Below are 13,283 nucleotides of genomic sequence, written 5' to 3'. Positions count from 1 at the left end.
CCTACCCCCCCTGGGCCGCGTCCCCCCGCGCCCAGCTTCCCCGGCCGCCGCCCCACCCCTGTTTGTCCCTCCTGCGGGCCTGGGCCGCCGCCCCCCCCGCCGGCCCCCCCCCGCCGGGCCATCGGGCGGCGGGAGGGCGGTGTCGCACTCAGTCGAGGATGACGGTCATCTTGCCCAGTGCCCGACCACTCTCCATCACGCGGTGGGCCTCGACGATCTGCTCGAAGCGGAAGGTCCGAGTCGGGCGCGCGCGCAGGGACCCTGCCTCGACCTTGGCGTAGATGGTGTCCAGCGGGATGTCGGAGAGGGGGAACTCAGGGCTGCCGAGGACGAACGCGCTGCCGAAGAAGCTGAGCTGGACGCCGCTGGGAAGGTCGCTGATCGGGTCGAAGTCAGGTACCGGTGCGAAGCCGCCCAGGAAGCCGACCTGGCAGACCCGTCCACGGGGTCGGACAGTGGCGAGCGAGTCCCGTAGGGCACTGTTGCCGACGACGTCGAGGACGGCGTCCACGCGGATGCCCCGGTCTCGGACCTTGGTGCTCAGTCGGCCGTCGTCGATGAGCACGTCCTCGGCTCCGAGGGCCTTGAGCAGGACGGCGTGGCCGGGGTTGCGAGTGGTGGCGAGGACGCGGGCGCCGTGGTCGACGGCGAGGTTGACGGCAGCCTGGCCGAGCGAGGAGGTCGCACCGCGGACCAGGACCGTCTCGTCGGGGCGCAGCTCCAGGTTGCCGAACAGGCCGCTCCAGGCAGTTGAGTAGACCTCGGGGACGGCTGCCAGGTCGGCCCATCCGAGTGAGGAGCGGACCGGCACCACGTTGGTCGCGGGTACCGTCACGAGTTCTGCGTAGCTGCCGTTGCGGGTGCGGCCCATGCCACCGAGGATTGCCACCACGGTTGTGCCGGTGGGGAGTTCGCCGGACGGGTCGGCTTCGACGGTTCCGGCGCACTCGATCCCGGTGACGGCGGCGACCTCGCCCCAGGCGCCCGCGCGCATGTACGCCTCGGCGTGGTTGAGGCCGATCGCCTTGACCCGGATCAGTATCTCGCCCGCCGCCGGCACGGGGTCGGGCAACTCGGTGACGGTGAGTACCTCGGGGCCGCCGTAGGTGGAGATGATGATGGCCTGCATGATCGCTTCCTTTTCTTGAATGGTTATTCAAATATTGGGCCGAAAGAAAGGGCCACCGTGTCCGGTGGCCCTTGTCTGCTTCGCCGCCCTCAGTTGAGGGCGGCGAAGGCGTTGTCCGTGATGGCGCGCAGCAGCGCCTCGTCCGGGTTGGCCTTGCCCACGACCATCAGCCCCTGGCAGGTCGCGACCAGCAGCTTGGCGCTGCCGGCGGGATCCGCCGAGTTGCGGATCTCGCCGCGATGGCGGGCGTTCTCCAGGGCCGTGGTCATGCAGCGCTCCAGGCGGGCGAGGTGGCCGCGGACGACGGCCGCGGCCTCGTCGTCCTCGGCCGCGTTCTCGATCGCGGTGTTCACCAGGAGGCATCCCTGTCGGCCCTCGGGGCTGAGCAGGTCCCGCACCAGTCCGTCGAAGTAGCCCCGCAGCTCCGCCAGGCCGGCGCCGGCCGCCTCCAGCTCGCCGAGTTTCTGCGGCACGACCAACCGGGAGTAGCGCTCCAGCGACTTCAGGAACAGCGCCCGCTTCCCTCCTGGGAAGGCGCTGTAGATGCTGCCCGGTTTCACTCCGGTCGCCTTCACCAGGTCCTCGATCGAGGTTGCCCGGTAGCCGCGCTCCCAGAACCGCAGCATGGCCCCGTTCAGTACGGTCTCGGGCTCGAACTCGCGGCGTCTGGGCATGGGACGAACATACATGAGCGTTCATTCAAGAACAACCGCTGCTCTGCGGTGCGGAAGAGGGTTGGCGGCGAAGGTGGTCAACCTGTGACACCCGGGCAGGCTGTTGCGGGGAAGGTCACCCGTACGAGGCCTGATCGGGGGGTGTCTGGTCGTCGCGTCAACCCGTAGGGCAGGGTGGGAGCCATGGCGAGTGTGGCGAATCCGGCGGTGTGGCGCTCCGTGCGCGAGGCGGCGTTGCCACAGGTGTCCTCGGACAGTGAAGGCGTCATGCTCTCGGCCCTGGGTACCTGAACGGCGAGCCGTTGGAGCTGGGCGTCCAGCCGTTCGACGGCGCGGCCCGAATACCTGCGGCGACTTCGCGCGGCAGGACGACCTCAGCTGGCACCGCTGCGCACCTGGGAGAGTGACACCCGCACCTGCGATGCTGTGACCGGGCTACGCCCTGGGAGTGGGAAGTCGGCCGGGCCGACTTCCCACTCCGCTCTCATGCGTGTGCGGTCGTTCCGGGCATGGCGGAGCGCCGGGCGGACTTGGTCGAGCCTGGCATGCCGGAAAGCCGACTTGCGTGCGGGTGGGTGCACATGCGCGCCGTGGACGGAGTCCGGGTCGCTGGCGACGCCGATGTCGTGCTGGTCGCGGGCGCTTCCGGCGAATCCCAACTCGAGCTCCGTGCGCTCGAGAACGTCCGGATGGGGTTCGGCTGGTGCGGTCGACGGGAGGGACGGCAGCCTCGCCGTCCAGCACGCACCGGTCCCCGTTCGGGGACGGGGGCCGGTGGACTCGGGGCGGCTACTTGCAGTTCTCGTCGATCTTGTACTGGAGCGCCTTCGGGTAGTCGTGCCGGCTGAGCCGGACGCGGGCCAGGATCGGCGCGTGGTTGAGGTCGTTGCCGGGATCGGCGATGTCCAGCAGGAGCGAGTCGAGCTCGGTGTGGGTGGTGAGTTCGTACCCGTGCATCCGGTCCTTGTCCGTGCCGAAGACCTCGGCCAGCTTCTCGTAGCGCCACGGGTGCAACACGTTGTAGAAGTCGGCCCCGTCGGACGGCTTCTCCTTGTAGTAACAGGGGCTGACCAGCATCTGCTCGATGCCGTAGAAGCCCTCGTTGTCCAGGACGAAGATCACCGGCCGCAGGTGGTGACGCACCTGGGTGGACAGCTCCTGACAGATCTCCTGGAACGAGCCGTCCCCGACGAACACCAGCGGGCGCTTCATCGGTTGCTGTCGGCCCAGTGCCACGCCGGTGGCCGCGCCGACGGAGTAGCCGATGGACAGCCAGCTGTTCTGTGCCAGGAAGCCGGCCCGCTCGGTGATCCGCAGGTTCATCGAACCGAGCAGCGCGAACGCCGCGTCCGAGATCACCGTAAACGGCGAGTCGGCCTGTGGGTCCCCGCCGGTGGCCTGGTGCTCCAGGAAGAAGTTGATGTGCTCGAAGAAGCTGTCGTAGGTCAGCTCCGGCGGGTACTGGTTGGTGCTCAGCGAGTCCAGGAAGTCGGCCGTGCTGGCCGGGACGTCCAGGCCCGCCGCGTGCGCCAGCGCGAAGTGGTCGGCCGGGAAGGTCTGTCCCGCCAGGGCGTGGCTCAACGCGGCGATGAACCGGCTGAGTTGTACTTCGGGGAAGTACGTGGCGCCGACGCTGACTCCGCCGCGTGCCGCCACGATCCAGTCGTCGCCGATGGACTGCTCGCCGCCGAGGTTCTTGGACGTGGACCAGGTCCCCAGGCCGATCCGGCACCCCGCGTTCTTGAAGGTCTTCCGGATCTCCGGCAGGCTCGCCTTGCCGTTGTAGACGCCGGCGAACTGCGGGTGCCGTTCGGACACCACGGACTTCGCGCCGACCGTGGTGCAGAATTGCATCCGGGTGGTCTGAACGAACTCCAGCAGCTCGTTCTCCAGCCGCTGGCGGACCAGTTCCTCGCCAGCCCAGACGATCGGTGTGCCGAATTTCCTGATCAGCTCCACCGCTGCCGTGACGGCCCTCTCCAGTATGTCCTTGTTCCGCTTGGTGAACGGCCGCTCGTGAGCGCGGAGTTCACCCTGTGGACGCTCGCAGGGCGCGTGCCAGAGGTCCTCCATGACCTCCAGGTAGACCGGCTTGCGCTCGGTCAGGCACGCGGTGATCGCGCTGTCGATCTGCGAGGGCGCGAGTCCCGGGTTGGAGAGCACCTGTGCGTCCACCGTGACCTGCCGGTAGACGTCCAGGTTGCTCTCCCGGCGCGGGCTCATGTGCGAGGTGAGCAGGCCGACCGCCTGGTGGTTGAGCCACTGCTCGTAGGACGGCGCCGCGTTGATCGCGATCAGCGGTACGTCCTCGACGTACGCGCCGCCGATGGTGTTGAGCAGGCTGAACGCGCCCACCCCGTAGGTCACCGCCACGGCTCCGACACCCTGTTCGCGCTTGTCCGGGTCGGCGTCGGCGGCCCGCACCCTGGCGTAGGCGTCCGCGGCGTAGCCGCCGCCCATCTCGGTCGGAGTGCCGATCCAGCGCACGGTGGTGGTGGCCTGCATGATCGTCAGGAACGGGCCGAGGAAGTCCCCCGGCACCCCGAACAGGTACCGGATGCCCAACTGCTCCAGCCTGGTGGCCAGGTAACGGGCCACCGTCCATTCGTCGTTGCCGCTCATCCGCGCAGCGCCTCCTGTCGGCTCTCCTGTCGGACCTGAACCTCGGGCCGGATCTCCGGTTCCACCGGGGCCGGAGCCGGTGGCGCCTCGTGCACGGCGATGGCAGCCCGGACGGCGGTCTCCACCGCGCCCTCGATCCAGGCGTGCTTGAGCGAGACGTGCTCGCCGGCGAAGTGCACCGGGCCCTCCGGCTTGACCACGTCGAGGTGGAAGCTGGTCATCTGGTGCGGGGTGTACACTGCTGCCTCACCGAAGGCGTACGGGTCGCGCAGCCAGCTCTGGGTCTTCCCGTAGCCGGTGTAGAACACCTCGATCCGCCGGCCGTGCACCGACTGGAGGTTGCGCAGCGCGTAGACGTACCGCTCGTCGTCCTCCATGGAGTCCCAGCGCACCGCGTCGTCCGACCAGCTGTAGCTGGCCAGCACCACCCCGCCGCCGTCGCCGTCGGGCACCGGGTGCGAGGGGTAGTACATGAAGCGGTTCGGGTTGTCGGTGGTCGAGCCGCCGCCGAAGCAGTCGGTGGCGGGGCGCACGCTCGCCCGGAGCAGCGGGGTGTGCTGGTAGACCTCCCGCTGGGCCCGGCTGATCCGGTGCTCGTCCACGCTCGCGTGCGCGCCGAGCAGAACCTCCGGCAGGTTGCCCGGGGGCCGGTGGCCGTTGTGGGCAGCGGCCACGGCAGCCTCGGCGTCGTCCTCACCGGCCCGCTGGTAGTACTCGTACAGGCCGGGCGCGATGGAGTCGAGTTCGACCTTCCAGTCCGCCTCGGTGAACTCCCACCAGCGGCGGGAGAACTCCAGCAACACCTTGGTGGCCTGGTCGTAGTGGGTCTCGGTGATCGCCCGGCGCTTCTTGTAGGAGAACGGGGGCGTCACCTGGACGAACCGCAGGGCGGAGAACGGGACCGTGACGATCGCGAAGTCGCCCTTCCAGACGGTGGGTTCGGCCTCCGGGTCGTCCTCGGGGACGGTCTGGACGGCGACCTGCGGCCCGATCGGGCCGACGTTCCGGGCTCCCCCGCCGTCCCGACGCGGGTCCCAGTACTCCATTCGGATCATCCGCTCGCCCATCCGCAGCTCCTCCCGGAGCTCCTCGGCGAGCGCGTCGGGCAGCTTCCAGCTGCCGCCCGCGATCTCCCAGTAGGTGGCGTTCGGGTTGATGTCGCTGCGGCCCAGGAAGGTGTGGAAGAAGGCCAGGTGAAGCCGCGAGGTCATGTTCTCGATCGTGCCGATCGCCTCGATGGCCTCGTCGCTGAAGCCCGCGTACTCGCGCAGGAAGCGGCCCATCGAGTAGCCGTCGAAGTCGCGGATCACCCGGGCCCAGCCGTCCAGCCACTCGGCGAACGGCTTGTTCACCCGCTTGCCGTCCCTGATCACCGAGTAGTAGTTGCGGACCGGCTCCAGCGCCTGGTTGACCATGTCGGCGGCGGTGATCCGCACCTCGTCGCCGGTGAGGTGGAAGCCCTCGTTGACGCAGCTCGGGTCGGCGGCGTACTCCTTGCGGCGGGCCTGGATCCGGTTGGTGCGGATCCAGGAGTTGAAGCGTTTGACCGGCTCGCGGAAGTCCGGGCTGTCCGCGCCGTACGTCCAGACCTTGCCGGGCTCGAAGGACTCGTAGACCACCGGCGGGACGGGCGCGTTCTGCTTGCCGGTGTCCGGATCGACGTCGACGTTGAAGAACAGCTGCCGGTGCAGGCCGAGGCTGTCGACCAGCGCCAGGGTGAGCGGGTGGAAGCTGGGCAGCCGCATCGCTCCGGCCTCCGCGTACTGCTTCGGGTCGCGGAACGGTCCGTCGACCTCGTCGTCGGTGGAGCGGAAGGTCTTGATCCGCCCGCCCACCCGGTTGGCGTTGGCCTCCAGGATGGTGACGTTGTGTCCGGCGTCCTTGAGCAGCTTCCCGGCGACCAGGCCCGCGATGCCCGCGCCGACGATCAGCACGTCCTTGGGCTCATCCGTCTCCGGGATGCCGTCCTTGATCAGGACGTCGAGGTAGCGCAGCTTCAGGTCCTTGTCGTCCGGACCGACCAGCAGCAGCTCGCGCGCCAGCTGCTGACAGGTCTGCCAACGGGCGCGGTCGCCGGCCGTGCCCTCGATGACGGGGTTCTCCACGGTGTCTCCTCGGGGGTGCGCGGCGGTCAGGAGCCGACCGGCTTGTTGGGGAGGTCCTTGCCCTCGGCGAGGAGGCGCAGCGTGGTGATCGAGGGCGTGAAGGCGTAGAGCGCGCCCGTGGTGCGGACGAAGCGCTTCATGTCGACCGTGCCGTGGGCGCCGTCCGCGAGTCCGATCTCGGCCTTGCCGGCGAGGCCGATGACCTTGTCGAAGCCGTTGGGGCCGTGCGCGGGGGGCTTCGGGTCTCCGGGGGTGAACTCGGGGTCGTTGGACCAGTGCTGTTGGACCAGCTCGAACTGCTGCTCCAGTGAGGTGCCGTAGCAGACGAACATCAGCCCACGGTCCTTGCCGTCGTCCGCGCCGCCCTTGAACTCCGGGCCGTACGGGATGCCCCTGCGCATCAGGCGGTGGCTCTTCGGCTTGTCGTCGACGATGCCGGCGAAGGCGCGCGGGTGGGTGCGGCGGATGTGGGCGATCCAGGGGGTGTGCTGGCCGATGGGGTCGTTCTCGTAGTCGAAGTCGTTGCGGTCGGAGCCGAGACCGGTCACGGCGCCGCACGGAGGGGCGAGCGGTGCACCGTCCTTCTCACGGCCGACCAGGCAGGCGCCGAGCCGGGTGGCGTCCATGGTCCCGGTGAACTGCTTGACGCCGTCCGCCACGGCCTTGTTCCAGCCCGGTACGTCCTGGCGCAGTCGGCGCACCACCTGGAGCGAACCGTTCTTCATCCACTCGGGCGCCTTCCGGTCGCCCTTCTCACTCTTGTGGCCGAAGACGAACTCGCCGGGTTCGATCAGCTCGGTCCCCGCGTGGTTGTCGCGGACGCCCTTGCGCGCCGGGTTCTCCCGGTGGAAGTCCTTCACACCGGGCTGGGAGATGCCGTCCTTGTAGCCGAAGTGCTCGTGGCCCTTCAGCGGGCCCGTCAGGGTGCGGCCCTGGTCGACGTGGACGCGATTGATCTGGTGCGTGCTCTCGACCGCGTCGAGGTTCCTCAGCTTCTCCTTGAGTAGCTCCTCGGTGTCCGCGGCGACGATGAGAACTGCGTGCACGACCTTGTCGCCGGTCCCGGCGCCGAACAGCCACTGCTTGGGGTCGCTCTCGTCGGTGTCCCCGAGGACCTCGGCCCGCGCGGCCGCGCCCGCGCAGAACGACCTGAAGGTGCTGAGGTCCTTCTTGACCTGATCAGGCTTGTTGGCGACCGTCACCAGGCCCTCGAAGGTGAGCGAGACCCCGCAACGGACGGCCGTGATGGCGGGGTCGCGGCCGAAGGCCCGGCGGGCCAGCGAGAACTGCTCGTTGAAGTCCTCGGTCTCGCTGGTCGTCGCGACGGTGTTGAGGATCGCGGAGAGCCAGCCGCGGCCCTTGGCGGCGTCCGGGAAGTGCAGATAGCGGAAGTCCATGAAGTCCTTGTTGAACGCCGCCAGGATGTTGCCCTGGATGTCGGTGTTCGTACGCAGCTTCGGCTGGGGCAGCTGCTCGATGGACGGCACGGCGGTGGGGCGGGTGGGGGTCGTGGTCACGCTGGGGCTCCTCGGTTACAGGCAGGGGTGATCGCAAAGTGTGATGGGTCCTGTACTCAACGTAGCTTCGTCGCCGAGAGTCCTGTCAACCGGACGTCAGCCTCCCGACGGGCTCACGCAGTGTCACCGCAAGATTGACGGGACTGCCTGCGCCTGTGGCGCGGTGAGAGTGCACCGATCCGTTCTCTGGGTCGGCCGCGACCGACGGCGGCGTGGTGCTGCGGCCCTGAGACGGGGCCGTCGGCACGCGTCGGGCAGTGGTGGACCGGTCGAGGGCTTAACCCATTCTGCGCTCGTCTCCTCGGTCGGGGCGCCAGGCGAAGCGACCAGATGCCCCCTGGCAGTGAGAACCGATGGCGCCGGTCGCCTCGCCGGATCTTCCCCCTTTTCCCGAGCGCGGCAAAACATCGCCAGCATCCAAGGGCGGGCTCGCCCATAAGGCAGGCGGGCATCGGGAGCGCAACCAGCGATATACGGAACGGCGGAATGCATGGAGAACGCCATACGGTCAGCCGTCATGGATTCAGTCGTAGGGCCACGGCTTCACCAAGTAAGTCAAGACTTATCTTTAGGGAACATTGACCGTATGGTGTGGCTCGAATCGAAGGAGCCCCCTGTTGTCGAAAATGAATGATCCCGCAGTGCGTGCGGTTGAATCGGAGCGGGATTATGTGTCCTCCTTGTATGAGTTGCTCACCGAGCGGCTTTCCGAGGCGCGAGTACACCGAGCGAGTTTGCTGAAGGCCCCGGCGAACAGCGCCGGTGAGGCATACGAGAGAGAAATCGCCGCCGAGCGTCTGGCCAAGGAAATCGGCCGGCTGGAGGGCGCCGAAAAGGGGCTGGTCTTCGGGCGCATCGACTGGACGGATGGCACGGCCCTGCGCATCGGGCGGATCGGACTGCATACGGAGGAGGATGACCTGCCTCTGCTCGTGGACTGGCGCGCGAACGCGGCGCGGCCCTTCTACGAGGCGACACCGGTTCATCCGATGGACCTGCGGCGGCGCCGGCACCTGCGCCTCGAGGAGCGCACGGTCATCTCGGTGAGCGACGAACTGCTGGACGGGACCGCCCCGACCGACGAGGACGTCGTGGGGGACGGCCCGTTGACCGAGGCTCTGTCGGCACGGCGTACGGGCAGGATGCACGCGGCCGTCGCGACGCTGCAGGCCGAGCAGGACGAGATCGTCCGCTCCGCCCACCGCGGGGTGACCGTGGTGCAGGGCGGGCCCGGCACCGGCAAGACGGTGGTCGCCCTGCACCGGGCGGCCTATGTCCTGTACGCGTTCCCGCGCGCCGCGGAGGAGGGTGTCCTGGTGGTGGGCCCGAACGCCCGGTTCCTCGACTACATCTCCCAGGTCCTTCCCTCGCTCGGAGAGAACGACGTCGTTCTGGCGACCTGCCGGGAAGTGGCCGGAGTGTCCACGGACACGGTGGACCCGGTCGATACGGCGCGTCTCAAGGGCAGCTCCGACCTCGCCGACGCCTTGGCCGGCCTGCTGCGCGTCCACCAAGCCCCTGCCGGTGACTTCACCGTGCGGGTCGGACAGGAACTGGTTCACCTGTCCGGCGAGGAAGTCGCCACGGCACGCGACGCCGCCGTGGCAGCCGTACCGGGGCACAACCCCGCGCGCCAGGTGTTCAGGGAGCTCTTGGTCGACGCCGTCACCGACGCGATGCAACGAGACATGGGCGACCTCCTGGAGCAGATCGACGCCGATGCCGAAAGGATGACGGGCATGGACCTCGACCGGTTCACGGGAGCCGCCCAGCGCCGTACCGAAGGTGCGGCCGACTCGGGTCCGGTCCACGAGCTGGACCTGGACGCCATCCGAGCCGATCTCCTCGACGACGCCGACGTCGACCGAGCGGTCGAGGTGTTGTGGCCGCGGCTGGTACCCGGTGACCTCGTGAAGGCGCTCCTGACGAACGCCGGCGCTCTCGCCGAGCGCCTGCCCCGCCTGACCGCGCAGGAGCGGTCCCTTCTGCTGCGCGGTCCGGACGACCCGTGGACCGATGCCGATGTGCCGTTGCTGGACGAGGCGGCGAGCCTGGTCGACGGCCCCCCCGAGCGGACGTACGGGCACGTCGTCGTCGACGAGGCGCAGGAACTGACCGCCATGCAGTGGCGGATGATCGTCCGCCGCTGCCCGGCAAGGGCGATGACGCTGGTGGGTGACTTCGCCCAGGCAGGCCCGGTCGCGACAGCACGCGACTGGAAGGAAGCACTGAGCCCCCACGTCGGACCGCGGTTCAAACTGCACAACCTGACCGTCAGCTACCGCACCACGCAGGAGATCCTGGAGAGCGTCCGGGACCTGCTCACGCGGATCGCTCCGGACCAGAAGCCCACACGGTCACTGCGAAGCGGTGAGAGCCCTCGCACCGTGACCACACCTCCGGACGGGTTGGTCACCGCCGTCGTTCAGGAACTCCGCGCCCAGAGCACCGCGCACCCGGGCGAGCTTCTGGGAGTGATCTGCGCGGACACCAGGGTGAGCGAGCTGACGGCCCAGGGCATCGCTCGCCACGCACGCATCGTGCCGGCGTCCGAAGCGCGCGGCCTGGAATTCGACGGGGTCGTCGTCATGAACCCCGAGGAAATCATCACGGCCCGCCCCGGTGGGGAAAGGGACTTGTACGTAGCCCTGACCCGGGCCACCAAGCGCCTCTGCACAATCACCGTCCAGCCCGCCTGACGACTCGGCGCCCGCGTCGTCGCCGCGGGCGCACCCGGCGCGGTACAGGCACCGGCCCGCGCGGCCGGGGCTGCTTGCCGCCTCACCGCTCGTGGCCGCACCCGGCATCACGCGGCCTGCCGACGACGGGGGGCCTGGACCCGAGGGCTGGGCCCGCGCTGCAGGGGCCACTGTTTCAGGTCTGTGGCCAGCGGGTTCGGGTGACTTCGATGCCGAGGAGTTCGAGGAGGTGGAGGTGGACGCCGCGGGTGACTGACCTGACGTTCGATCAGGCAGATCACCTGGACCAGGGCCGCGACGCGGTGGTTGGGCTGCACGAACAGCGGAGCCACGGCGAGCGGGCCCTTGAAGTCGTGGTAGCGGCGCTCGACCGGCCCCTGGCCCTTGTGGTGGACCAGGACCAGGACCAGGCCCGTGCCCGGGACCAGGCCCGGGACGCCCGGGACCAGGACCTGGGCGGGGTCGGCCTTGTCGGCGGGCAGGCCGGCCAGCGGTGCGTACCAGCCGTCAACGGCGCCCTCGGCGATGTGACCAGCGCAGGCACGAGACCACGCGGCGGCGGGCGGCGATGACCCCGACCCGGGCGGCGATCTTCTCCCCGGGTCTTGTAACGCCGTCCGCCCGCCGCACGGGCGAGCTTGTCCAGACGCGGTGCAGTCGCCGCACTGCCCGCCGGACCTGACCGCCGGCCTGGCTCTTTTGCCGGTCCTGCTCCACGCGCCGTGCGGCCGGGTCCGCGGGGTGTGGTGGTCAGCTCAGGGTGCGGACCGCGGCGGCGTCGTAAGGGCGCAGGTCGGCGAAGCGGCCGGAGAGGACCTTGGCGGCCCACTGCGGGTCCTGGAGGAGGGCGCGGCCGACGGCGACCAGGTCGAACTCGTCGCGTTCGAGCCGGTCGAGCAGGTTGTCGATGCCCTGGACCGGGGCGCCCTCGCCCATGAAGGCGCGGACGAAGTCGCCGTCGAGGCCGACCGAGCCGACGGTGATGGCGGGGCGGCCGGTGAGTTTCCTGGTCCAGCCGGCCAGGTTGAGGTCCGAGCCGGCGAACTCGGGGACCCAGTAGCGGCGGGTCGAGGCGTGGAAGGCATCGACGCCGGCTTCGGCGAGCGGGGCGAGGATTGCCTCCAGTTCCTGAGGGGTCTCGGCCAGGCGGGCGTCGTAGTTCTCCGACTTCCACTGCGAGTAGCGGAAGATCACCGGGAATCCCGGGGAGACGGCCTCACGCACTGCGGCGACGAGCTCGGCCGTGAACTTCGTCCGGGAGACCGGGTCGCCGCCGTAGGCGTCGGTGCGGCGATTGGTGCCCGCCCACAGGAACTGGTCGAGCAGGTAGCCGTGGGCGCCGTGCAGCTCGACGCCGTCGAAGCCGATCCGCTCGGCGGCCGCGGCGGCCTCGGCGAACGCGCAGATGACGGCGTCCAGGTCGGTCCGGGTCATCGCTCGCCCGGTTCCCTCGGTGCCGTCCAGCCGGATGCCGGACGGGCCGACGGCGGGAGCGTCGGCGAAGGGCGGGTCGCCCTGCTTGCGCACCATGCCGATGTGCCAGAGCTGCGGCACGATGGTGCCGCCCGCCGCGTGGACGTCTTCGGCGACGCGGGCCCACCCGGCCAGCTGTTCTTCGCCGTGGAAGCGCGGGATGTCGTCGCTCTGGCCGGCGGACTCGTGGCCGACGTACGTTCCCTCGGTGACGATCAGGCCGACGCCTGCGGCGGCGCGGCGGGCGTAGTACGAGCGCACGTCCTCGCCGGGCACGCCACCCGGGGAGAACCTGCGCGTCATCGGCGCCATCACGATGCGGTTGGGCACGGTCAGCCCGTTGATCGTGACGGGCCGGGACAGGATCTCGGCCGCGCGGGAGGTGGAGGGCTCGGTGACGGTCATGGGTATTCCTCGCGGATAGCGCTGGTGTGCGTCGGACGGAAACGGTTGCCCGTACCAACCACCTCGGTAGCCTCTGCATTTCGTCGACCGCGCGAAACCCGCTGTGATCCGCGCCACTGCACGCCGGCCGGGGACGATGGCGGTGCACTGGGACTGGCAGGCGTGCGTCCACCGGCCTTCGGCTCAGCGGCCTCCCGCCTGACACTGAGGCGCCCCCAGTGTCCGGGACCCGATGCGGGTCTGGTGGATGCTCCTGCAATTTGTTTCGGGCGCTGGGTAGGGGTACTGTCTCCCAGTCGCTCGGCAGGGAGCACCGGACACGCATCTGCGCGGACGGTCCCGGGGCGGCCAATCCTCTGAACCATCACTTCCCGGTCCTCGCCGGTCGTTTCGCGTTGTCGCGGTGCGGTCAGGTGTTGATGTGGCGTGTGCGTTTATCGGATTGGGGCCGGATTCGCTTTTCGGAGCGAAGGTCGGCTAGAGTTTGAAACGTCGGACGGGGCGTCAAGTCCTTGAAGAAACCGGCGAGTTGGATGAACGAGGCTCCGGAAACGGAGCGGAAAGCATCTGATAAGCTGGAAACACGAAAGAACGAAGCGCCCGGAGGGCCCGCTGGAAGGCGGCCTGAAGGAAGTGTCCGTTCCTTGAGAACTCAACAG

Annotated in this window: 8 protein-coding genes; 2 read left to right on the top strand and 6 right to left on the bottom strand. The window is 69.3% G+C overall.

The window, feature by feature from the left end; translation table 11 throughout:
* Positions 1 to 148: 148 nt before the first annotated feature.
* The 5 genes from ACWC9T_RS38050 to ACWC9T_RS38030 all read right to left on the bottom strand — a co-directional run bounded on the left by ACWC9T_RS38050 (position 149) and on the right by ACWC9T_RS38030 (position 8,047).
* Positions 149 to 1,129, bottom strand: coding sequence for a zinc-binding dehydrogenase (locus tag ACWC9T_RS38050; RefSeq protein WP_449825612.1), 981 nt, complete (start codon positions 1,127 to 1,129; stop codon positions 149 to 151).
* Between the two features lie 89 nt (positions 1,130 to 1,218).
* A complete protein-coding gene (locus ACWC9T_RS38045) occupies positions 1,219 to 1,803 on the bottom strand; it encodes a TetR/AcrR family transcriptional regulator (RefSeq protein WP_449825611.1) in 585 nt (194 codons plus the stop codon).
* Between the two features lie 789 nt (positions 1,804 to 2,592).
* On the bottom strand, positions 2,593 to 4,425 hold the full coding sequence (locus ACWC9T_RS38040; RefSeq protein ID WP_449825610.1) for an alpha-keto acid decarboxylase family protein: 1,833 nt from the start codon (positions 4,423 to 4,425) through the stop codon (positions 2,593 to 2,595).
* A complete protein-coding gene (locus tag ACWC9T_RS38035) occupies positions 4,422 to 6,530 on the bottom strand; it encodes a flavin monoamine oxidase family protein (RefSeq protein WP_449825609.1) in 2,109 nt (702 codons plus the stop codon). The genes ACWC9T_RS38040 and ACWC9T_RS38035 overlap by 4 nt, the downstream gene beginning before the upstream one ends.
* A gap of 26 nt (positions 6,531 to 6,556) precedes the next feature.
* Positions 6,557 to 8,047, bottom strand: a complete 1,491-nt coding sequence (locus tag ACWC9T_RS38030; RefSeq protein WP_449825608.1) for a Dyp-type peroxidase — start codon at positions 8,045 to 8,047, stop codon at positions 6,557 to 6,559.
* 626 nt (positions 8,048 to 8,673) lie between these two features.
* Between ACWC9T_RS38030 and ACWC9T_RS38025 the strand changes: the two genes are divergently transcribed.
* Entirely contained in the window at positions 8,674 to 10,746 is a 2,073-nt protein-coding gene (locus ACWC9T_RS38025; RefSeq protein WP_449825613.1) for a HelD family protein, read from the top strand.
* A gap of 248 nt (positions 10,747 to 10,994) precedes the next feature.
* Positions 10,995 to 11,318: a hypothetical protein gene (locus ACWC9T_RS38020; protein WP_449825607.1), complete on the top strand. Its 324-nt coding sequence runs from the start codon at positions 10,995 to 10,997 to the stop codon at positions 11,316 to 11,318.
* 178 nt (positions 11,319 to 11,496) lie between these two features.
* Here ACWC9T_RS38020 and ACWC9T_RS38015 read toward each other — a convergent pair whose 3' ends face one another.
* Entirely contained in the window at positions 11,497 to 12,624 is a 1,128-nt protein-coding gene (locus tag ACWC9T_RS38015) for an NADH:flavin oxidoreductase (RefSeq protein WP_449825606.1), read from the bottom strand.
* Positions 12,625 to 13,283 lie beyond the last annotated feature (659 nt).

This window comes from Kitasatospora sp. NPDC001159, from assembly GCF_053598235.1.
Note: the sequence above shows the minus strand (reverse complement) of the source record. Positions and strands in the feature narration are given on the sequence as shown.